Origin of the sequence: Dyadobacter sp. CY351 (genome assembly GCF_021502625.1) — a bacterium.
Classification (GTDB): domain Bacteria; phylum Bacteroidota; class Bacteroidia; order Cytophagales; family Spirosomataceae; genus Dyadobacter; species Dyadobacter chenhuakuii.
The window spans coordinates 1-23,256 of sequence record NZ_JAKFFU010000011.1; the positions used below are offsets into that span (position 1 = coordinate 1).

17 protein-coding genes, 1 tRNA gene and 1 rRNA gene are annotated in these 23,256 nt (G+C 45.3%); 9 read left to right on the forward strand and 10 right to left on the reverse strand.

Annotated features, from left to right (window positions below):
• A 5S ribosomal RNA gene (gene rrf, locus L0660_RS19105) occupies window positions 1–106 on the forward strand; the annotation flags it as partial.
• 210 nt (window positions 107–316) lie between these two features.
• Here rrf and L0660_RS19110 read toward each other — a convergent pair.
• From L0660_RS19110 to hpt, 3 genes are all read right to left on the reverse strand, one after another.
• A tRNA-Leu gene (locus L0660_RS19110) sits at window positions 317–400 on the reverse strand.
• 73 nt (window positions 401–473) lie between these two features.
• Complete coding sequence (locus tag L0660_RS19115; protein WP_235160873.1) at window positions 474–1,874, reverse strand: MBL fold metallo-hydrolase RNA specificity domain-containing protein; 1,401 nt, start codon at window positions 1,872–1,874, stop codon at window positions 474–476.
• 14 nt (window positions 1,875–1,888) lie between these two features.
• Window positions 1,889–2,416 carry a hypoxanthine phosphoribosyltransferase gene (gene hpt / locus L0660_RS19120; protein ID WP_235160874.1) on the reverse strand — a complete coding sequence of 176 codons (528 nt, stop codon included), beginning with the start codon at window positions 2,414–2,416 and terminating at the stop codon, window positions 1,889–1,891.
• Window positions 2,417–2,590: 174 nt separating this feature from the next.
• On the opposite strand from hpt, the gene L0660_RS19125 reads away from it, so the two are divergent.
• Window positions 2,591–3,817 (forward strand): lipopolysaccharide assembly protein LapB, encoded by a 1,227-nt coding sequence (locus L0660_RS19125; RefSeq protein ID WP_235160877.1) that lies wholly within the window; start codon window positions 2,591–2,593, stop codon window positions 3,815–3,817.
• Window positions 3,818–3,884: 67 nt separating this feature from the next.
• On the opposite strand, the gene L0660_RS19130 is transcribed toward L0660_RS19125, so the two are convergent.
• From L0660_RS19130 to L0660_RS19150, 5 genes are all read right to left on the reverse strand, one after another.
• The gene (locus L0660_RS19130) at window positions 3,885–5,255 is read right to left on the reverse strand and encodes a dipeptidase (RefSeq protein ID WP_235160879.1); all 1,371 of its coding nucleotides are present in this window, start codon (window positions 5,253–5,255) and stop codon (window positions 3,885–3,887) included.
• Window positions 5,256–5,359: 104 nt separating this feature from the next.
• Complete coding sequence (gene plsY, locus L0660_RS19135; protein WP_026631898.1) at window positions 5,360–6,016, reverse strand: glycerol-3-phosphate 1-O-acyltransferase PlsY; 657 nt, start codon at window positions 6,014–6,016, stop codon at window positions 5,360–5,362.
• A gap of 153 nt (window positions 6,017–6,169) precedes the next feature.
• A complete protein-coding gene (locus L0660_RS19140) occupies window positions 6,170–10,852 on the reverse strand; it encodes a hypothetical protein (protein ID WP_235160884.1) in 4,683 nt (1,560 codons plus the stop codon).
• A 10-nt stretch (window positions 10,853–10,862) separates the two neighbouring features.
• Window positions 10,863–11,693, reverse strand: a complete 831-nt coding sequence (gene prmA, locus L0660_RS19145; protein ID WP_235160885.1) for a 50S ribosomal protein L11 methyltransferase — start codon at window positions 11,691–11,693, stop codon at window positions 10,863–10,865.
• Between the two features lie 99 nt (window positions 11,694–11,792).
• Entirely contained in the window at window positions 11,793–13,607 is a 1,815-nt protein-coding gene (locus tag L0660_RS19150; RefSeq protein WP_233799192.1) for a glycogen synthase, read from the reverse strand.
• A 380-nt stretch (window positions 13,608–13,987) separates the two neighbouring features.
• Here L0660_RS19150 and L0660_RS19155 point away from each other — a divergent pair, with 380 nt between their 5' ends.
• Together L0660_RS19155 and L0660_RS19160 are read left to right on the forward strand one after the other, a co-directional pair.
• Window positions 13,988–15,505 (forward strand): glycoside hydrolase family 10 protein, encoded by a 1,518-nt coding sequence (locus tag L0660_RS19155; protein WP_235160888.1) that lies wholly within the window; start codon window positions 13,988–13,990, stop codon window positions 15,503–15,505.
• Window positions 15,506–15,508: 3 nt separating this feature from the next.
• Window positions 15,509–16,726, forward strand: a complete 1,218-nt coding sequence (locus L0660_RS19160; protein ID WP_235160890.1) for an NADH-quinone oxidoreductase subunit D — start codon at window positions 15,509–15,511, stop codon at window positions 16,724–16,726.
• 137 nt (window positions 16,727–16,863) lie between these two features.
• Here L0660_RS19160 and L0660_RS19165 read toward each other — a convergent pair whose 3' ends face one another.
• Complete coding sequence (locus tag L0660_RS19165) at window positions 16,864–17,874, reverse strand: aspartate-semialdehyde dehydrogenase (RefSeq protein ID WP_235160893.1); 1,011 nt, start codon at window positions 17,872–17,874, stop codon at window positions 16,864–16,866.
• 149 nt (window positions 17,875–18,023) lie between these two features.
• Window positions 18,024–18,605: a 5-formyltetrahydrofolate cyclo-ligase gene (locus L0660_RS19170; protein ID WP_235160894.1), complete on the reverse strand. Its 582-nt coding sequence runs from the start codon at window positions 18,603–18,605 to the stop codon at window positions 18,024–18,026.
• Window positions 18,606–18,761: 156 nt separating this feature from the next.
• Here L0660_RS19170 and L0660_RS19175 point away from each other — a divergent pair, with 156 nt between their 5' ends.
• The 5 genes from L0660_RS19175 to L0660_RS19195 all read left to right on the forward strand — a co-directional run bounded on the left by L0660_RS19175 (window position 18,762) and on the right by L0660_RS19195 (window position 23,233).
• On the forward strand, window positions 18,762–19,973 hold the full coding sequence (locus tag L0660_RS19175) for an NADP-dependent isocitrate dehydrogenase (protein WP_235160898.1): 1,212 nt from the start codon (window positions 18,762–18,764) through the stop codon (window positions 19,971–19,973).
• A gap of 114 nt (window positions 19,974–20,087) precedes the next feature.
• Window positions 20,088–21,329, forward strand: a complete 1,242-nt coding sequence (locus tag L0660_RS19180; RefSeq protein WP_235160900.1) for a hypothetical protein — start codon at window positions 20,088–20,090, stop codon at window positions 21,327–21,329.
• A gap of 78 nt (window positions 21,330–21,407) precedes the next feature.
• On the forward strand, window positions 21,408–21,668 hold the full coding sequence (locus L0660_RS19185) for a type II toxin-antitoxin system RelE/ParE family toxin (protein ID WP_235160901.1): 261 nt from the start codon (window positions 21,408–21,410) through the stop codon (window positions 21,666–21,668).
• Complete coding sequence (locus L0660_RS19190) at window positions 21,665–21,871, forward strand: prevent-host-death family protein (protein ID WP_235160902.1); 207 nt, start codon at window positions 21,665–21,667, stop codon at window positions 21,869–21,871. Before L0660_RS19185 ends, L0660_RS19190 begins: the two co-directional genes overlap by 4 nt.
• Window positions 21,872–22,003: 132 nt before the next feature.
• The gene (locus tag L0660_RS19195; protein WP_235160903.1) at window positions 22,004–23,233 is read left to right on the forward strand and encodes a pyridoxal phosphate-dependent aminotransferase; all 1,230 of its coding nucleotides are present in this window, start codon (window positions 22,004–22,006) and stop codon (window positions 23,231–23,233) included.
• The last annotated feature ends 23 nt before the right edge of the window (window positions 23,234–23,256 follow it).

Sequence of the window (23,256 nt, forward strand, 5' to 3'; positions counted from 1 at the left end):
GGCTATTGGCCTGGTGTTCACCTCTTCCCATCCCGAACAGAGAAGTTAAGCCCAGAACCGCCGATGATACTTGGATCAAACCTGGTAAAGTAGGTAGCCGCCACAATACCATTCAAAGACCATCTCAAAAGGATGGTCTTTTTTTGTGATTGAGGGAATCCCGAAATGTGAAAAAGACTATCTCAAAAGGATCGTCTTTTTTTGCTTTGACGTCTAGAAAGTTGACTAGGACATGGCCAAACGAGCAATACGCTTTTTGTCAGACACAAAAAAACCTCAACTCGCTATCATATAGCTTATTGAGGTCCTAATGTTGTGCCGAAGATGGGACTCGAACCCACACAGGGCAACCCCCACACGCCTCTGAAACGTGCGTGTCTACCAATTTCACCACTTCGGCATAAAAAACTGGTTGGCAAAAATAGTAATGTTTTCTTTTTAACCAGCTGGAAGCAGCTAAAAAATAGAAACTTTTATAGTTTGATATTCTCGAACTGAGCTGGAATCAAAATATCTTTAAATCCTGCCGCTTGCAGCTTCAACTTGAAAGCAACCTGGGTTTCATATTCCCCATGAACCAGAAACACTTTCTTAACCCGCTCGGGGGTCTGGCAAGAAAGGAAGTCAAGCATTTCGTTGTAATCGCCATGCCCTGAAAACGACTCCATGGATTTTACCTGGCATTCCACCTCGAATTGCTCGCCAAATATATTCACCTGCTTGTCGCCTCTTTTCAACGCTCCTGCGAGTGTATTGCCAGATGCGTAGCCAACCAATAGAATGGTTGACCGGGCATCCCCGATGTTGTTTTTGATATGATGCTTAATTCGCCCTGCTTCGGCCATTCCGGATGCAGAAATGATGACGCACGGTTCGTCCTTATCGTTGAGCGCAATGGATTCATTGACGTCAGAAATGTATTTCAGATAAGGGAAAGCAAATGCATCGCCGTCTTTCTCAATGTAAGCAAGAATTTCCGGATTAAAGCATTCGTCGTGCTCCTTCATAATCTTAGTGGCACGGATTGCCAGGGGACTGTCGATGTAGACTGGGATCTGCGGCAATTTTCCTGAGCTCGATAATTGGTCTAATGCATATATAAGCTCTTGCGTGCGGTCTATGGCGAATGCCGGAATGATCAGTTTGCCTTTCCTTACGACGCAAGTCTCATGAACGATCTCCAAAAGATGGCCCTGCATGTCGGTTTGCTTCTCATGTAGGCGATCGCCATAGGTTGATTCGCAGATAATGAAATCTGCTTGCGGGAAAACGTCGGGTTTACGTAGAATTCTGTCTTCGGGGCGTCCAATATCACCGGTGAATGTTACCTGCTTATATGTACCTGCGTCGGGAATGGTCATATGAACCGCGGCGCTGCCCAGCAAATGCGCGGCATCTGTTAATACAACTGCAACTTCTTTTTCTTCTCCCAGATAGAATGTCTGGCCATACTGCACACTTTTAAACAAGCTTAGTGCATGAACGGCATCTTCGGTGTTATAAAGCTCATCCAGCAACGGGCGGCCTTGTTTTTCCCTTCGCCGATTAATCCGCTCCAAATCTTTTTCCTGAATATGCGCGCTATCCAACAGCATAACCCTGCAAAGGTCTACCGTGGCAGCTGTACAATAAATAGGGCCGGAAAAACCTTGCTTAACCAGCCGCGGAATCAATCCCGAGTGATCAATGTGCGCGTGAGATAAAATCAGGTAATCCACCTCGGATGGCTTGAAGCCGAATTTCTCATTCAGCTCGTCGGTCTGGATGCCCTGAAACAGCCCGCAATCCAGTAATATTTTAGTCCCTTTTTCAGTAGTGATCAGGTGTTTGCTACCAGTTACGGTTCTTGCGGCTCCGAAAAATTGTATGTTCATAATGTAATCTTAAATCAGGCTAAAACATAAATAGCATCCAGATTGCGGCCCATGCCGTCATAATCGAGCCCATAACCCACCACAAATTTATTATCTATGTTAAAACCCGTGTAACGAATGTCGACAGGCGTTTTCAATGCTTCCGGTTTATGCAGTAACGTGGCAATGGCTACGGACGCAGGCGAAAGTTCATTGATCTGCCGCAGCAATTGCGCCATTGTTAATCCCGTGTCTACAATGTCTTCAATAATGATAATGTCCCGGCCTTCAATACTGTCATTCAGACCTATAATTTCCCGCACCGAGCCACTGGATTGCGTTTGTGAGTAAGAGGCCAGCCGAATAAATGTAATTTCGCAGGATAGGGGAATTCTTTTAACCAATTCACTTGCAAAAAGGAAAGCGCCATTCAGTACAACAATGAAAAGCGGACAACGGCCTTCGTAATCCGTAGAGATCTCTTTTGCAAGCGCAGTAATGCGTGTTTCAATAGCTTCCGTAGTAATAAGAGGGACGAATTTTTTATCAAGAATATTGATCATATTAAGAGGTGTCGATTTTACCAAAATCCCTTACAGGTGATGGATAACTTAAAAATGGTTTGTCAGAAACTGCGGAACGGTCTGAGGATCAATATTAACTCTTTTTTCAAAAACCCGGCCTGTGGCAAACGTAAAATAAAATTCCGGCGTTAATTAGGGAGATTTACCCCTGATATGAAAAGCCTACTCATACATATAGCCACATACTGTTTCTTAACTGCATTTTCCATTCAATTTGCCTCTGCTCAATTGTATTCTTCGGCCGAACTGGACAAGAATTACGATATGATCCTGAAAAATCCCAGCGTTCAGATTGAATCCACAGAGGCGATTAATATGCTTTATAATTACAAATTTGCGGAAGCGGACACTGAATTCCGCTGGCTGAAATATCGCTATCCAAAGCATCCTATGCCGCACTTTCTGATGGGACTTGCCGAATGGTGGAAAATCGTGCCGAATACGGAAAATGAATCGCACGACAAGGCTTTTCTCGCACAAATGGATTCCACCATTAACCTGGCGGAAGTGCTTTATGATAAAGAGAAAAATAAAGTAGAGCCTGCATTCTTCCTGGCTGCGGCTTATGCATTCAAAGGACGGTTGTATGCCGAAAGAGAAAGCTGGACAAAAGCGGCTTTTGCTGGCAAGAAGTCTTTGAAATACTTTGAACAATGCAAAGGAAATGGCGATCTGACGCCGGAATTGCTCTTTGGCGACGGACTTTACAATTATTATGCGGAATGGGTCCCGAAAGAATATCCGATTTTAAAGCCCATCATGTCGCTTTTTCCAAAAGGCAACAAGAAGCTCGGTGAACAGCAATTGGAAAAAGTAGGAAACAATGCATTTTACACGCGTGTGGAAGCCCGTTACTTTCTCTTGCAGATTTACAGCATGGAGAATGAGTACAGCAAAGCATATGAAATGGCGAAATACATGTGGCAGACCTATCCCAACAATCCGTATTTCGAGCGTTATTTTTGCCGGACCGCATTTGTAACAGGCAAAATGGCCGAAGCCGAAAAGGCTGCGCAGAACATTATTGATAAAATAAGCAGCGGAATGCCGGGTTATGAAGGCGTAAGTGGCCGCAATGCTGCTTATGTGCTTGCTTATTATAACATGACGTATCACAAAAATTATGATGCTGCGTCCAAATTTTATCAGAAAGCCATTGACTATTCCACCCAAACCAACTCAATGAACGCCGGTTACTACGTTTCATCGTTAATTGGATTGGGTAAAATAGCAGAGATTAAAAAAGATTACGATGAAGCGTTGCGCTACTACAAGCTGGCGGCTGACAAAGCTGACAAGAAAACCAGTCAGGATAAAGAAGCCAAGGCGGCCATTGCTAATCTTAAAAAGATGAAGCGCGACCAGCGAAGGAAGCGCTAAGATCTTATCACTGCGTCATTACAAAGACTACGATGAAACCTGGCAAGTTTTAAGCTTGCCAGGTTTTTTATGCCTTTACAACTTTCAACTCCGCATAATGTTTAAAAAACAGCGGAATCGTTTCGATGCCTTTGTAATAATTGAATAGCCCATAACTCTCGTTAGGAGAATGCAAAGCATCAATATCAAGTCCAAAGCCCATGAGAATGCTTTTGCAGCCTAGCTCTTGCTCAAATAATGCGACAATAGGAATGCTTCCACCGCCGCGGGTTGGAATTGGTTTCTTGCCAAAAGATTCTTCCATTGCCATTTCTGCAGCCTTATATTCCACAGAATCGGTTGGCGTGACATAAGGCAGGCCGCCGTGATGTGGAGAGACCTTCACTTTTACAGATGCTGGCGCGATTGATTCGAAATGTTTGGTAAATAGTGCAAGGATTTCATCGTCCGTTTGGTTAGGCACCAGGCGCATGGAAATTTTTGCATTTGCCTTCGATGGAAGCACGGTTTTCGCACCTTCGCCGATATAGCCACCCCAAATTCCGTTCACATCCAATGTTGGCCGCACGGAAGTTCTTTCAATGGTCGAGTAACCAGCCTCGCCCATAATGTCGTTGATATGGAGATCTTTTTTGTATTCTTCCAGATCAAATGGCGCTGCGTTTAATGCTGCCCGTTCTTCGGTGGTGAGCTCTTCCACATTGTCGTAAAAGCCCGGAATGGTAATGTGCCCGTTTTCATCTTTAAGCGACGCAATCATTTCGCAAAGCACATTGATGGGGTTAGCCACACCACCGCCGTAAACGCCCGAATGTAAGTCACGATTGGCCCCTACGACTTCCACTTCTACGTAAGTCAGTCCGCGCAAGCCGGTTTCAATGGAAGGCACATCATTGGCGATAATGCTTGTGTCGGAAATCAGGATGGTGTCGCATTTCAGCATTTCCTTATGTGCGCTGACAAATGATCCAAGATTCGAAGAGCCAATTTCTTCTTCGCCTTCGATCATAATTTTTACATTGCAAGTCAGGTTATCGGTTGCCAGCATGGTTTCCAGTGCCTTAATGTGCATATAAAACTGGCCCTTATCATCGCAGGAACCTCTTGCATAAATGCGCTCATTTTTAATCACCGGCTCAAATGGCGGGGAATTCCAAAGCTCATACGGATCAGCTGGCTGGACGTCATAATGTCCGTAAATAAGCACCGTAGGAAGCGCTGGATCAATGATCTTTTCGCCGTAAACAACCGGATGGCCAGCCGTTTCATAAATTTCAACACGATCCGCGCCAGCCTCTGCAATCCGATCACGCACGAATTCGGCTGCTTTAAGCATGTCTGGCTTAAATTTAGAATCGGCGCTTACAGACGGGATCCTCAGCAGATCCAGAAGCTCATTTAAAAATCGGTCGCGGTTTTTATCAATATAATCAAGCATCAGGTCAGAAGTTAGTGGTTTAATGTGCCGCTGAACGGCCGGGCAAGATAAAAAAATAGCCCCTAAGGTCGATCCTTAGAGGCTGTTTTTTGAAATTATATCTGTTAGCGACCGTTGTTCGCTTTTGATTTTGCAAAAAGACTTACCCTGTTTTCATTGCCATTCATAAGCCTTACAATGTTCTTTTTGTGTGTAAAGACAACCAGCACAAACATTGTAAACCCAAAAACGATCAGCAACGGCTCCGGATGGCCAAAGACGCCCAGCCAGGAAAGCACCGGAAACGCAAGCGTTGCCAGAATAGAACTTAACGAAACATACTGCGAAGCCAGTAATGTCAGAATGAAAATCGCGATGCAAACAGAAGCAAGTTCCGGCTGAATAGCGAGCACCATACCAAGCAATGTAGCAATTCCCTTACCGCCTTTAAATTTGACAAAAACCGGGAAAATATGACCGATGATAGCGATGATCCCAAAAATGATTTTGTACATCAAAAGCTCCGTCTCGCCGATCGCATTCATATAAAACAGCATCGAAGCGAGGCATGTTGCTGTCCAACCTTTCAATACATCAATCAGCATTACAACCGTCCCTGCGCGTTTTCCCAAAATCCGGAAAGTGTTTGTCGCGCCGGCATTTCCGCTGCCATGTTTTCTTACATCAATTCCAAAATATCCTATTCCGTACCAAACTGAACTCGGGATTGATCCCAACAAATAGGCAGCGATAATCGTAGTTATTAATAAGGCAATACTCATATTGTACTATTCGCAGAAAATTTTAAACGTTGAAATGTTTTGTCCAAAAATACGATAGCGAGGGGATTTTACAAGCAAAAAGGATACAAAACTAACATTATACAAGCATTTTTTCAATTTGTAGCATTAACTATTGCCACTTCTACAAAGACATCAAAATCCTTCGGCAGGTTCCACCTTCTTCTTTTTAGCTTCTGCCGGAACCACTTTCTTCTTCGCTGTTTTAGCCGCTAACTTAGCTTTCTTGATCGCTGGCTGGTAAAAATCATCGAAGCGGTTTACAAATGCATCCTTCTCCTCAGACCCGATAGACACCAGCGACATATCCTTCGATTTCACATTTTTCGACTTCGCTGTAATCTGATCATTGAAGTCAACCTGCGACGAAACCACTCCCAACTCACCGAGTTTGTAGTCAAAATAATACCACACATCCGGGGACGCCTGCAAATACAAACTAAATTCATCCCCATCCACAGACCGCCTGATTTCCAGGACCCCTTCCATTTGCGCATTAATGTTGTTTCTACCCAAATTCGCCACGCCAATCGGCCCCTGCGAATAATATGCCCCATGTGAGGCAGACCATTTCAAGTTCACATTGGACAAAAGCATAGGCACGTCCAGCGCCGGGGAGGCCTCAAAAAGCGGCTTGTAACCTGCCGCAGTGAGCTTGGCATAAGCATCCGTTGCTTTGGGGCCGATTAATGCGGAAAGCTTATTATTCAGTTGCTCCGCATCATCATCAGCGGCCGTGCTGTTTTGCTCTTCCAGGTTAACTTCGACGATTTTGGCTGCTAAGGGCTGCGAGATCGGTTCCAGTGCCGGTAGTTTCATTAACAGCATCGTATTGAACGAGAACCGGGCGCTATCTACCTGTGCTTCACCCGTTCCTACGGCTTGCAGCCAGGTCGCGCCGGTCAGTTTCAAAGGGCCGGAGAATGTTGCCAGGCCGGTTTTATCATCAAAACGCAAAGCATTAGCTTCATCGATAAGCCCATCGGCGCCCGGAGGCGGCATTACTTTGAATGCTTTTTCATCCTCATCATAATTCAAAGCACCCTGAGCAGAATAAATGTCCTCATCGCCATCCGAATCCTTGGGCGAAAGGAACGACATATACATGCCTTTTGCTTCATTATAATGCAAGCCTACCGAAAGTGGAATGTCATGCTCGTTTTTCAGGTCTTTGTCAATTTTGATAGCCACCGTTTCGCCGGGCGCATCTTTGTAGACAATCCATGAGCTCTGAAAATCCTTTCTGAATTTAATAACAGGTTTTACAAACCCATCCAGTTGCAACGACGGCTCGTACGCGATCAAGTTAATGCCTCCCTTATATTGAATGCGGGGCGATAAAAGCAGGTTTTCCGTTTCCTTAATGTCTGCACGCGCAGTTGTGTAGTATTTGACAGCAGGGGGAGCCTGGTTATCAGCACGTTTTTTCTTTCCTTCTTCTGCCGCGCCAATTTCCCTCAATTCAAAATTCTGCATCTTGATATTGAATGTGTCTTTCCGGGCCGTAATGTATTGATATGTGGCAGATCCTTCGAAATGGTTGCGGGAATCGATGCGGATGTCCGCGTCGCGCATTCTGTGTGAGGTGTTTAATGTATCAATTTCAATGCGTGCTTTTTTCAACGGAGCAATTTTCCCTTTGCTATCCACGCTTACCAACCCACCGTCCGGGATGATCTTCACATCCGCAGTTTGAATAAAAGGAACGCCCTTAATGTTCAATGTTACTTTTTCAACGTCATAAATGGCCTCAGAACCATTGAATGTAAGCCCTTCCTGGTCCGGGTCCATTGATGTGTACGAAGAGGTTTCGCCAAATCCTTTCATCAGGATCGTCTTCTTAGCCATATCCCACTTCGCGCTGCCGATCAATGTTTTGTATGAAGCTGTGGGAATTTCCATCCCTGAGGAATCAGTGCCGAAGCCCGTTTCGTCGGTCAGGAAGTTGGCGATGCCGGTTTTGAAGTTGAAATCAATGTTCACATTCTTACCCGTAAGCAGCTTCTTTGTTGATTTTTGATCAACACTATTAATGGCAAATTCGGAGCGATTGGCCAGATAGCCGTCTTTATTAAATTTAATGTCGGGCGAAGACAGCTCAGAATCAGCCCTTTTCAGCTTTCCGTTTCCATATAACCCCGTCGAGCGCAACAGCAGCCCGCCTTCCAGGCTCGTAGTTCCATTATAAAATGAGAAGGATTTACCCTGTGTGTTGATAAACATGCTGTCTGCATTGGGATACCATTTCAATGCATAATCCTTCAACTGAACAGCAGGGAAATAGCCTTTTCCAATGGTCGCTTCCTTAATGCTGGCCACTTCACCGGAGGCCATTAATGAATCGGCGGTGAGCAGAACATTCTTGGCTGTCATCGAGGCCGACATGTATTTCAAAATTGCTTTGGAATGCAGACCCGTGTTGTCCATTGTCAGCGTGTCCGTAAACCTGGCCAGCGCTTTTCCGTCATACAATTTCATGTCCGTCACCGGCGGCTTGTATTCGAAGCCAAGCGAGTTGTCGGGCATGCTTTTCAGGACCGTTTGAATGTTCGGGATAATGCCGTTTGCATTGAATGTTCCCTCAAAAATCACGTCACGCTCATCCAGACCGCCCATATCGATCTTTGGGATCTTGAAATTGACTTCTCTCGGGTAAACGACAGTTCCCCGCTCAGGCTGATCGAAATAAACCATCATTCCATCCTCAACCACCAGTCGAGGCGACTTTTTGACGCCTTTTTGCAGCCCTGATTTGTTTTTTGGATCACTCAAATAGAATGTTCCACCCTTTTCATATTTCACGTGACCACCCACTTCGCCTTTCTGGCCTTTCGCAAATTTGTCACGCGGCGTAAATGTAATGGAGTCCGAAGGAGCCACATTTACAAAAAACTGGTTGTAGTCAAACTTAATGTTCTGCCCTCTGAACTGGTAATTGGAGGCAACCATTTGACCATTTAATGTGAAATTCCTGTTTTTGCCAATGATCAGTTTTTTGTCCTGCGGAACCGCATAAATTTTTAAAGAATCACTCACAACAAAACGCGAAACGCCCATAACGGTTAACATGGTGTCGGGCAGGTAAATCGTCGCGTTCGCCGTTTCGTCATTGGCCGTAAATTGAGAAGTGACCTGGAAGTTGTCATAATCAGCCTTATCCAGGTTTGCCAGCACAAACAGAATTCCTTTTTTGCTTAATGCAAATTCGTCCGTTGCCTTATTGTAAAGGAAATATTCTTCAAGTGTCAAGCGCTGCAATGTGTTGCGCATGATTTCCGGCTTCTGCTTGAATTTCCTGGCCAGATCGTCGGATAGGAAAGCTTGTTTTTTCTCAGTCTGTGTATAATTCGCCGCCATAATCAGCGGCTGGAAGCCATATTCCTTGCTAATGTCCTTGAAACGCTCCTTTTTGAAATAATCCAGCGATTCCAGCTTCACAGGCGCAACCTGCTTGCCATTAATGCGAAAGAATTCCACCTTATCATTCGGAAACCGCCACCGCATTGCCTGCGACCAGATATTCATTTTGTGATAAGTGTCTTTATAAGGAAGCGGCGCATAATCCGTCCGTTCCACCCGGCCCAGTTTTACCAACCCTTCGTCATCATTGTATTTGAATGTCACGCCCGGATGAAAGAGGGAATCGCTGCCAAGCGGCATGGAATAAGTTGCAAAGGAGGCCGCTATGACCGAATCTTTGAGCACGAACTTCTTGCTTTGCGCAGTGAAAGCGAGCTTATCCTTGTATTTTACCTTAATCGTCGAGGGAAGATCGCTGAGGGAAGAGCTGTACATTTCCGTCCCGATCAGCGCGAAACCGCCTTTGTAGTCAATGTTTTTACGCGTTTCCTTCAAACGGGCGTCGATGCCGTTGGATACAAAACGCGGATAGGCAGCAGGCTGGCCTTTTATTTTCTTAACACCACGATATTCCAATGTTCCTTTGATAGGCGCCGCCAGTTGTGAATCACTGTGCAAGGTTACATTTTCCGCGACCAGTTTAGGTTGCGTAATGTTGAAGGAATAACTGTCCAGATCGGCGTAAATCGATGAATCACCGCCTGCCTGCCAGTTGAACTTGCCATTTTTACCTACAAAAGTCCCATCTTTCAAAGAAACGCTGCCATTTGCCGGACCGAAAACAACCGAATCGCCAGCGGTAACCATGGCGAACGTTGCATTCTGCAAATCGAGCAGTGCTCCCGAAATAACGGGCAGGGGATTGGATTTGGGTGTGATTACAAAGTTAGAGTCAACAGGCGTGTCCCAGCTGTCATTTGCAGCAGCCACATTGGCCTCGACATTGGCCACAACCGCATTCGTGGTGTCGAAACGATATTTATAACTTCCTTCTAAAAGGTAAAGCGAGTTGTAATTAGCCGCGTAAAGTTTCTTGGTTTCATTTATCGTCCTGACCGTTTCCAGCACTTTCTGCAATGTTTTACCATCATATTGCTGCCCCGAGCTGGTTGCCAGATCCAGAAACCCTTCCAGGTTTTCGGGCGATTGCTTCGCAAATGTATGCGTATTCCGGATCAGCAGGAACATAACCGGCCCGGCTTTTTGCCCTTTGGAAATCTGTGTTTTGACAATGTTGATAAACTTCGTCTGCTGGGAAGTATTCAGCGCCGACATCCACACGCTGTCTAGCTGCGCGGCGGAGCGGATGTATTGCGGGTTGCGGCTGCCGTCCATGAGCTTGCGCAATTGCACCATAAACTGTCCCGGATCATCCGAAAGTTTCAGGTTTTGCGCAGACGCAGTTTGACCTGCTAATGCCAGAATGCAGAAAAGTAAAGCAGTACGAAGTATCCTCATTGGTTTTGTTTCAACTTTTAAATACAACACAGGCCCATTGATTGCGCGTGTTGGAATTGATTTTTGTCAAACCGTTTTCCGATGCACATTGCTCAATGTCAGCTTGATCCGTTTCATAAAATCCGCTGGTAACCAGCCAGCCGCCAGGCTGTAAATGTTTTACGTAAGCAGGGATCTCGCTTAATAGAATGTTCCGGTTAATGTTGGCCAATATCCCGCCAAACATTTGTCCTTCCGGCACTTCTGTGATTGTTCCCTGGAAAACCCCGGCCTCGGCAGCTAGATTATTCATTAAAAAATTCTCTTTTGTATTCTCAACAGCCCATTCGTCGATATCAAATCCCAACAAATGCACTGCGCCTAATTTTGCAGCCAGAATGGACAGAATCCCTGTTCCGCAACCCACATCCATGACCGATATTCCTTGGTGCGGCAAACTCAGCTGCTCGTTCATGACGAGCCATGTCGTTTCGTGATGTCCGGTGCCAAAAGACATTTTCGGTTGGATTAGCAAATCGTATTTATATGCAGGGTCCGGCTCGTGAAAGGTGGCCCTCACCCGGATCTGGTCACCAACTTCTATTGGCTCGTAGCTTTTTTCCCACTCCTCATTCCAATTTCTTCTTTCTAACGATTTCCACGTGGCCGCTATTGTCGTTAATTCCAGGTATTTGGCAGTAAGATCCTGCAAGTTTTGCGCATCAAAATCATTTTCCTGAATATAAGCCAAAAGCCCCTCCTCCGTCTCCACAAAAGACTCAAACCCCACTTCCCCCAACTCCGCCATCAATATTTCAACAAAATCCGCGTCAATTTTAAGGTCAACTTCGATGTAGTTCATTCTATTCCGATTGTATATTGTTTATGGGTAAACTTACTCACAAAAAAAGCCCACTCAAATTTAACATTTGAAATGGGCTTCATTTAATTCTTTATCTGATCAAGGCTTTCTCCGCTTCGCTGCAAGATCATGCGCGGTGTCATAATAAGACCTTAAATTCATCCAGTCGAATACATCTGAGATGTTTTCTACGCGGTTTCTTTGCATGATGCGGTCGCGGCGTTGCATTCTTACGAATTTGAAGAGAATGTCGGCGAGCTGGTCGGCGGCTTGGGTGAATGTTTGGGATTTTCGGTTGATGACGTAAATGCCGCGGTTTTCATAATCCCGCATGATTTGCATAATGTAATCTCCGAAACCGGAAAGATCGCTTGTTACGGTCGGAACGCCTCTAACTACACATTCCAATGGTGTATAACCCCATGGTTCATAATAACTTGGGAACACGCCTAAGTGACAGCCACGAACAAATTGCCCGTAATCAAGTCCGAAAAGTGGGTTTGTAGAAGAAATGAAATCAGGGTGATAGACGATCTTGACCCTATCCCGCTCATTGTTGACAAGGTTTGCTGTCTTGCAAAACTCCGTAATGCCATCTTCCTCTTTCAGATCGTGCGTTACAAAGGCAGGTAACTTATCCGTTTTCCAAGTTTGAATCGTTCTTCTGAGCCTTAATCTCCAATATTCATCTACGAAATTATTCAGATCCGGCATTTTATGGTCAGCACCCGAAGCTGCTGCCAGGAAAAGCTTTTCTCCTACTTCTTTCTCAATGGCTGTACAAGTTTCCTGCAACTCATTCAACACCGCCCTCGATTGCAGCACATCCGGATTCACAGAATAGTAAGGCTGTTTGGTCACAATAAACATGACAACCGTCATATCCATATTCGCCTGGACCATCTTCCAGTTCAGGCGGGCCAATGCTTCCAGCGTGAGGTCATAACCCTTGTTACTATATTCGTAACGGCCCGAAGTGAAGAAGTAAAGTGTTTTATCTAAATCAAATGAATAGCTCGGGAAGAAATGTCCCAGAACAAACTCGTGAATGCGTTCTTTATGCTTTAAATGCAGGTTTTGAAATTCATGGACGGCCTGGAAGCGCTGCACATTCAGTCCATTAGGCGTCACCAGATCGGGCATGCGCCCCAGGAAAACTTCGCATTCACGGGCAGTAACATCACTTACCGTCGTTAATACATGGGCACTTAATGCTGCCTGCCGTTCAACCGAACATTGCGCCAGGATCCCGTAGTTTTTCGCTTCCTGTTCCCAATCGAAAAAGGGCAGCTTGCTGTAAAACCCGCTGACATTCTGCGCAAGATAACGGCCCAGCATAGTGGCATGGGTTGTAAAAGTGGTTGCTATCTTAACATTATCCCTTTTCAGGTCAGGCAATCCGCTGCTGGCCATCCACTCATGGAACTGCGCAAAAATTTCCTCGCGTTTTGCATTCTCTTCGGCATATTCTTTCAGGAAAAGCCTAACGAATTCTCCAAAACAAAGGGTTTGATTCACCAGGTGTTCCACATTAATGGTTGGAATCCTGCTGCGTTCCCAAAGGTTAAATTTGATGGTGTCCAGCTCATGCATGATGCTGTCCAGATCAAATAGAATGACGCGCGGCTTGCCCGTGACGAGCCAATAGCCATAAAATACATTGTAACCCATGTCGCGCATACGCTTCACAACACGGCCGGCCGGAGAATCCTCCAGATCACTGATTATTTCAAATTCGGATGACGCTTTTTTCTCAAAATATGGGCCTAGCAAGAAGTAGTTGTCTTCCCACCTTTCTACCATTGCAGGGACCTTGGTCCGTATTACAGTATAAATTCCTCCAACTTGGTTACAAACCTCCCATGCAACTTCAAACAGGACGTTTTTCTTAGTGGTTTTGACAAATGGTTCCAATACGGGATGTAGGTTTAAACGTTACTAGCTGCATTTGCAAAGCTTGTTGTTTTCTTTATGTCACAAAAATCCTTGTAATTACACAATAAATATGCAGAAAAATTATTCACAATTACAACAATCTATGGTTTGTTTCTTTGTCCTTAAACAAAGTCGAATCTGCGCCTGGACGCCAGAAATATAACAAAGTCAAGAATACGCCTTATAGCAATCTTACTTTGAATCAAGCCAAATGAAACCGTCATGACATGAATTTAAGACGGTTCTCGGCTAACTTTGTTCCAAATTACGTTACTTTGATTGGATTAACATTTTGCATTGGTTAGATAGTGAAAAAAATTAAAATAGTTGCGCTTTCCTTTACATTGCTTCTGTTTATAATGGAAAGTTGTATTGCCCAGACTGCCGATACTGAAGAAATTTTACCTCCAAAAAGGGAATTCAGGGCAGTATGGATCGCTACTGTTGATAATATAGACTGGCCAAGCAGCAAAAATCTTATACCAGAGCAACAGCAACAGGAGTTTTCCACGCTACTTGATTTTCATAAAAGAGTAGGAATGAATGCCGTTTTCGTGCAAGTGCGCGCGGCGGGTGATGCATTTTATGCCAAAAGTCCTGAACCCTGGTCGGAATGGCTTACCGGCCGGCAGGGGAGGCAGCCTTACCCGATGTGGGACCCGTTGGATTATATGGTTACAGAGGCGCATAAGCGCGGCCTTGAATTTCATGCGTGGCTAAATTTAAACCGCTTGGTGCATAAGTCTTCCACCAGCGTTTCGGCCGATAATGTCAGCAAAATACATCCCGAATGGATCCTCAGTTATGACGGATACAAGCTATTCAATTTCGGCATTCCGGAGGTTAGGCAGTTTATCACGGATATGACAGTGAATGTGGCCAAAAATTATGATGTCGATGGCATTCACTTTGATGATTATTTTTATCCCTACGCGGCTCCCGGTCAGGTTATCCAGGATGAGGCAACATTCCAAAAGTACGGCGCAGGATTTGCCAATAAGGCGGATTGGAGAAGACACAACATTGACTTATTGGTAAAACAAATTCATGACGGCCTGGCAGCGGTTAAGCCGAAACTTAAATTCGGGATCAGTCCTTTCGGGGTTTGGAGAAATAAAGACCGCGATGCGGAAGGTTCTAAAACATTTGGTGCATTGGCTTCCTATGACGACCTTTTTGCCGACAGCAGGCGCTGGATCAAGGAAGGCTGGATCGATTACATTGCACCGCAGGTTTATTTCTCGTCTGGATTTTCACGTGTTCCATACAAGAACCTGGTTGATTGGTGGACCGAAAATTCATACGAAAGACATTTATATATAGGAATGGGCGCTTACCGCGTAGGTTATAGAGATAGAGATAAACATTGGTCTAATCCATTGGAAATCCCTAATCAGGTCCGGTACTTGCGGGAAAGCGAGACGGATGGGGCGATTTTTTTCAGTTCCCGTTCGCTCAAAGGCAACAGTCTTGGCTTTGTTGATTCACTCCGCCAGGATTTTTTCCGTTATCCATCACTGGTTCCTACAATGCCCTGGAAAGACCGCATTGCCCCATTGTCTCCAAGAAGTTTAAAAGCAACATTGCTGTCCAAAGGACTCGAACTAACCTGGGAACGCCCTGAGCCCGCTTCGGACGGGGATTTGGCTTGGTACTATGTCATTTACCGCTTTGGCCCGGAAGAAAAAGCCACGGCGCATGACCCGCGACGCATCATAGGCATGTGTTACGAGGGTGAAAAATATGTAGACATGACGGCCGAGGCGGGAAAAAGATACATATATTATGTTACGGCAGTGGACCGGTTGCATAACGAAGGACGCCCGATCGGGCCATTAAAAGTGGAAGTCCATGATCAGAAGCTTGTGAGATTTTAGCATATGAGCAATACAATTCAATACGAGTATAAACCCGAGTATTTATCGGTTTCAGGCCCCACAAAATACAGCTCCGAAACGCTTCGTAAAGAAGAAATGGTGTTGAATATGGGTCCGCAACATCCTAGTACTCACGGTGTTTTACGATTGGAAGTGGTTACGGACGGGGAAATAATCGTAGATGTAGTCCCACATTTGGGTTACCTGCACCGGTGCTTCGAAAAGCACGCAGAATCACTGCCATTTAACCAGGTTATTCCTTATGTGGATCGCTTGGATTATGTGGCGTCGATGAATTCTGAACATGCTTATGTGATGGGTGTGGAAAGAATGCTCGGCATTGAAAATGATATTCCAAAACGTATTGAATATATCCGCGTAGTGGTTGCAGAGCTTAACCGGCTGGCTTCCCATTTCGTCGCGCTGGGCACTTATGCCATGGACATTGGCGCTTATACGCCATTCTTGTGGATGATGCGTGACCGCGAGCAGATCCTCCGCTTGCTGGAATGGACCTGCGGCGCGAGAATGCTTTACAATTACATTTGGATCGGAGGCTTGTTTTACGATCTGCCTGTGGGTTTTGAAGAACGCTGCCTTGAATTTGTAAAGTATCTGAAACCCAAGCTGACGGAGTTGCAGCAGCTTGTAGTTGATAACAAGATTTTCATCCAGCGCACAGCAAATGTGGGCGTATTGCCCTTGCCGGTTGCCATTAATTACGGCTGCACGGGCCCGATGCTCCGCGGTTCCGGATTGCGTTATGATTTGAGAAAAGTAGACGGCTATTCCGTTTATCCCGAGCTGGATTTTGAGATCCCTATCGGCACAGGCGCTATGGGCACAACCGGTGATTGCTGGGACCGGACGTGGGTGCGTGTGATAGAATGCTGGGAATCAGTGAAATTAATCGAGCAAAGCCTCGAACAACTTACGGGAGACTACAAGCGAACCCGCGATTTCGATCCGCAGGCCGTTGTTCCCAAGAAAATTCGCCCCAAGGCAATGGATTTCTACGTTCGTGGCGAAAGTCCGAAAGGCGAGCTAGGCTTCTTTTTCCGCTCCGACGGCCGGTCCGACGTTCCGTTTCGTTGCAGGGCTAGGTCATGCTGCTTTCATAACCTTTCTGTAATTGGTGAAATTACAAAAGGGTCGTTACTAGCGGATCTGGTGGCGGTTATCGGTTCTATTGACGTGGTAATGGGAGAAGTGGATCGATAACATGGTGCTTGGCCCCAAACCCCTAAAGGGGCTTGCTTCTTACTAGTAAACTGCAAAGTCCCCTTCAGGGGATTTAGGGGCAAAAAAGAAGCCGCCTTTCAGCAGCTCCTTTCTTTCTCTCTTATTTTGTTCTAAACTTAAACAGCCTGCGCAACGCCTACCAAATCATGCTTGGCTAAAAACTCCGCAATCTGAACGGTGTTCGTGGCTGCTCCTTTGCGAAGGTTATCTGCTACAATCCACAGGTTCAATGTTTTAGGCTGAGATTCGTCGCGGCGGATGCGGCCTACGAATGTTTCGTCCTTGCCGTGTGCTGTTAATGGCATTGGATAAATCGCGTTTTTAGGATCATCCTGCAAAATCACGCCTTCCGCCTCGCTCAGGATCTGACGCACTTCATCCAGATCAAATTCATTTTCAAATTCAATGTTAACCGCCTCAGAGTGACCACCGATCGTTGGGATACGAACCGTTGTTGCAGTTACTGCAATGCTGTCGTCGCCCATGATTTTCTTCGTTTCGTTGGTCATTTTCATCTCTTCCTTTGTGTAGCCGTTATCCAAAAACACGTCGATATGCGGCAATACATTCAGGTCGATCTGGTGCGGATATACTTTTCCGCGGCTGTGATCGCCGGCGCGCTCCGAGAAAAGCTGATCAACGGCCGCCTTACCCGTTCCCGTTACAGACTGGTAAGTGGAGACCACCACGCGTTTGATCTTATATTTTTGGTGCAAAGGATTCAAAACCACCACCATTTGAATGGTTGAGCAGTTTGGGTTTGCAATAATTTTGTCTTCTTTGGTCAATTCGCCTGCATTGATTTCAGGAACAACCAGTTTTTTGGTCGGGTCCATTCTCCATGCCGAGGAATTATCGATAACTGTAATTCCCGCCTCTGCGAATCTTGGTGCAAGCTCTAATGACGTGCTGCCACCAGCCGAAAATATCGCTATTTCAGGTTTGGCTGCAATCGCGTCCTCAAATCCGATCACCTTTATCTGTTTACCCTTGAATGTAACTTCCTTACCAACAGATCTTTCTGATGCAACGGCTAATAATTCCGTCACCGGGAAATTACGCTCTTCGAGCACTTTGAGGATTTCGCCGCCTACCAAACCGGTAGCGCCTACTACTGCGATTTTCATTCTAGCATTAAGATAAAAAGTGGATAGAAATTTGATCCCTTCAGCTGCCTGAGCAGTTGAAAAGTGCCGCAAATTTACGAGGAAATTTAGAATGAATGTGGATTTTTACATTTTATGCGCTGAATTTCAGCCACGAAAACGAAAATCAGTTACCAAGTCCAGATTTTTTCAGGCATTATGCAGGCATTCATCGGCATGTCGTAAGGATCAATGTCATCGATTTTAGAAACCGGGTCAAAAAAGGAAAGGCCGGTTTTAACAATGTCAGGACGACATTTAGCCAGAAAACGGTCATAATAACCGCCGCCATAGCCCACCCGGTAACCCCGCTCGTCGAAAGCCAGCAGCGGAATGTAAACCCGGTCAATTTCCTCAACATTGACGCGTATGGAAGTCGCAGGATCCGGCTCCGGAATGCCCCATGGATTGGTGATCAGCTTTGTGTTTTTATCCAAAAGATAATGTTCCATTTCCTTGGTGCCCGGAATGACGTAAGGTGCAACGATCCGGATTTGAGAAAATGAAGCTTGTAATTGATTGATTATCTGCCAGGTATCAATCTCTTTTTTAATGATTTGGGGCAAAAAAAGATGAATTGTTTCCGATCCTTTTAATGTAAGTGCTGCAAACAGATTCTGGCAGATCAGATTATTTTTGACCAAACTGTCATCTTCCGTCAGCGACATTCTTTTGGAAAGGAAATCTTTACGCAACGCGGCTTTGTCCATCATTTGTTGGTTTTTTTGCACCTGGCAATATCGAAATTTAGCGGAATGCATTCAAAGTTAACCGCCTAACAATGTTCTCCTTTTTTCGCCTTTTTACGCTATTGTTTGTACTTTCACGCTCGCATTTTAAATTCTTTAACCATAGTTTATAAACAAGACATGAGCAAAATTAAAGTTGCAAATCCCGTAGTGGAGCTTGACGGAGACGAAATGACCAGAATTATCTGGAAATTTATTAAGGAAAAACTTATTCTACCATATCTGGATCTGGATATCAAATATTACGATTTGGGCGTGGAATACCGCGACGAAACCAATGACCAGGTGACCATAGATGCCGCTAATGCGATTAAAGAATATGGTGTTGGTATCAAATGCGCAACGATTACACCTGACGAAGACCGCGTTAAGGAGTTCAATTTGAAGCAAATGTGGAAGTCGCCGAACGGAACAATCCGTAACATCCTGGATGGAACGGTTTTCCGCGAGCCGATCGTAATGAGCAATGTGCCTCGTTTGGTAACAAACTGGTCCGCACCAATCATCGTAGGACGTCACGCGTTTGGAGATCAATATAAAGCAACGGATTTTGTTGTTCCTGGAAAAGGAAAGCTCACCATTAAGTTTGAAGGCGAAGATGGCAATGTGATCGAGCACGAAGTGTATCAGTTCAAAGGGCCGGGCGTTGCGATGGGAATGTACAACATCGACGAGTCGATCCGTGGATTTGCTTATGCTTGTTTTAATGTTGCATTGGACAAAGGATGGCCACTTTACCTTTCTACAAAAAATACAATCCTTAAAAAATACGACGGCCGCTTCAAGGATATTTTCCAGGAGGTTTACGAAAGCGATTATGCACGAAAAGTACATTACGAGCACCGTCTGATCGACGACATGGTGGCTTCTGCATTGAAATGGGAAGGCAACTTTGTTTGGGCTTGTAAAAACTATGATGGTGACGTTCAGTCAGATACAGTTGCGCAAGGTTTTGGTTCACTTGGTTTGATGACTTCTGTGTTGGTAACACCGGATGGCAAAACAATGGAAGCAGAAGCAGCGCACGGAACAGTAACACGTCACTATCGCGAGCACCAGAAAGGAAAACCAACTTCGACAAATCCAATCGCATCGATTTTTGCCTGGACGCGTGGTTTGGCATTCCGTGGAAAGCTTGACGACAACCAGCCATTGATCGATTTCAGCCTTGCCCTTGAAAAAGTGTGTATCGAAACGGTTGAAAGCGGTAAAATGACGAAAGACCTTGCAGTGAACATTCACGGAAATGACGTGAAACACGGCGAGCATTATCTTTATACAGAAGAATTCCTTGATGCAATCGATGAAAATCTGAAAGCAGCATTGGCATAATTCACTTATAGTTGTTTACAAAAAGCCACTGATTCCTTGCGAATCGGTGGCTTTTTGCTTGGGTATCATTTTGGTATGTATTGTTTTGATGTAAATGTTACCCCCATAAATAAATTGAAACGCAATTCTCTACGCATATGGCTGTTATTGCTCTGCCTGTCGCTCACAGGTGTGGAAATGTATGGCCGGCCTATGCAAATTCCTGACGACCAGCCCGTCGCAAAGGCGGACTCTGTTGAAAAAATCGTTCTGCAAAAGGACATTATCGATGTGCTGAAAGGATTGCGGAAAAAGCATCGCCAGGACTCGGTTAAGGTGGATACGGTTTTAAAAACGGGAAAAGTTTTGTTCTCGATTGTCCCTGCATTCGGCTACACATTAACCTCGGGCCTGATCGGTTCCATGAATGTCAATTCCGCGTTCTATTCCAGCGATCCGCATAAAACGCGCTTATCAAGTATTACTGCCAATTTTATATACACCCAATACAAGCAAATCACCATTCCGCTGCAAGCCAGCATCTGGACGCGGGACAACGACCTGAACATTCTCACCGACTGGCGTTATTTCAAATATCCGCAGGACACTTATGGACTCGGCCCAAACAGTGAAATAAAAGACGCCTCACAGATTGATTACAGGCACATCAGGCTGCATCAAACAGTTCTGAAAAAGGTCACAGAATCATTCTATGCAGGTCTCGGATTTTTCTACGATTACCGCTGGGACATCCTGATGGAAGACACCAACGCCGACGTCACTAAATACGGCTTGACGCCAAAATCTATCTCATCCGGCCCGGTTGCCACCTTGGTCTACGATAACCGCACCAATTCCATCAACCCTGAAAAAGGCTTTTACACCAGTATTCAATATCGATCCAGCCTGAAAAAGCTGAACAGCACCGGCAACTGGAATTCAGTGGTTGTAGATATCCGAAAATACTTCAACCTCCCGCAGGGCAGCAGAAACACACTGGCTTTCTGGAACTATAACTGGCTAGTAGTAAGCGGAAAAGCGCCCTACCTCGATCTCCCCAGCACCGGCTGGGACCCGGCCACAGCCATGGGACGCGGCTACATCCAGGGCCGTTTCCGAAGTCCGAAGCTACTCTATTTCGAAACAGAATATCGCATGTCCCTCACCCGCAATGGACTGCTGGGAGCCGTAGTCTTCGGCAACGCTCAAAGTGTCTCCAACTGGCCCGCCAACAACTTCACCAAAATAGCACCTGGCGGTGGCGTAGGGCTTAGAATCAAAGTCAACAAAAAATCAAGGGCTAATGTGGCGATTGACTATGGGTTCGGCATGAAAGGGTCGCGGGGGTTGTTTGTGAATTTGGGGGAAGTGTTTTAATCTAAATTTTTTGATTCACTCATTCGTTTGTCTAATTGGAATTCGATGCTTAATTTTAGCTAGGCACACTATACTCCAATGTACAAACTGATTTTTACCAGCAAGGCCCTCAAAAGCTTGAAGGCAATCCCGAAAAGCGACGCCTCAAAAATCTTGGAAAAGCTGGAAGAGCTATCGATCAATCCGGATGCCACCCGAAATGTAAAAAGACTTCATAGCCATCCAATAGCCGTTTTTCGTTTGAGAATAGGCGACTATCGTATACTTTTTGACAAAGAAGATGCTTTGAGAATTATCGAGGTCATCGATTTAGGCCACCGAAAACATATTTACGAATGAACCTACATGCACAAATAATCGAAGAATCCGGCAAACCAAAGTTCGCAGTGCTGCCGATTGACGAATACGAATCTTTGGTAAACGAGCTGGCTGATTTTGACAGCATAGAAGACCTCGCCGATTATCTAAGAGCAATAAAGGTAAAGTCGGAAAATAAAACCTGGCATTCTCTGGATGATGTGAAGGCGGAGCTGGGTATTTAATTTGATTCCCACCGCTACTTCTCACAAATCTTTCTTTGCATTACACAAAACAACTTCTAAAAAACACGTACCTTTGCGGGCAATTTGTTCATACAGATCGCAGTACCTTCTTTAACTAAATTATTTGTTGCAATGTCCGCAGTAGCAGAGCAAACCCAGGTTGCACCCCGGTTATTGGCCGACCGGATCAACGCACTCGAAGAATCTTCGACGCTTGCGATGACGAAAATGGCACGTGAATTGGCCGCACAAGGTCACAAAGTAATCAGTCTGAGCGTTGGAGAGCCCGATTTTAAGACGCCCGCTCACATTTGCGAGGCTGCTAAGAAGGCCATTGATGATGGTTTTCATGGTTATTCTCCCGTTGCAGGTTATCCTGATCTGCGAAAGGCCATTGCTGATAAGTTAAAGCGCGACAATAATATAGATTGGAAACCTGAAAATATCGTGGTTTCAACGGGTGCCAAGCATTCTTTAGCTAATGTGATCCAGGTTTTGATCAACCCAGGCGATGAGGTAGTAATTTTTGCGCCTTACTGGGTAAGTTATTCGGAAATGGTGAAATTGGCTGAGGGCAAATCGGTGATTATCGATGGTGCTTTTGACAATGATTTCAAGGTAACGGCGGCACAATTGGAAGCGGCGATTACACCGCGCACAAGAATTGTAATGTATGCTTCGCCAAACAATCCAACCGGTGCAGTTTACTCAGAAAAAGAATTGAGAGAGATCGCAGCTGTGATTGAAAAACATGAAGACGTTTACGTTCTGGCTGACGAAATCTACGAATATATCAACTTCACGGACGAAGGACATTTCAGCATGGGATCAATTCCTGCTTTGAAAGAACGCGTGATTACGGTGAATGGTGTGGCAAAAGGTTATGCCATGACCGGATGGAGGATTGGCTTTACGGCTGCCGCCAAATGGATCGCGGATGGTGTTGAAAAATTGCAGGGCCAGGTTACTTCGGGAACCAATTCTATCGCTCAAAAAGCGGCAACAGCTGCTTTCAATGGTCCGATGGAGCCTTCAATTGAAATGACAAAAGCTTATGCACGTCGTCGCGACTTAGTTGTTGGCTTGCTGAGAGAAATTCCTGGATTTAAGGTCAATATGCCGCAGGGAGCATTTTACGCATTCCCGGATGTGAGTTACTATTTCGGAAAATCGGACGGAACGACAACGATCAACAACTCGGACGATTTTTCTAACTGGCTGCTTAACAACTCTTACGTGTCGACCGTGGCAGGTTCGGGATTTGGCGCGCCGGATTGCATTCGTATTTCAACTGCGGCTGCTGACGAAGCGCTTGTAGAAGCGGTGCAACGCATTAAAGATGCCGTAGCGACTTTAAAATAACATAAATTGAAATCATAAAAGCC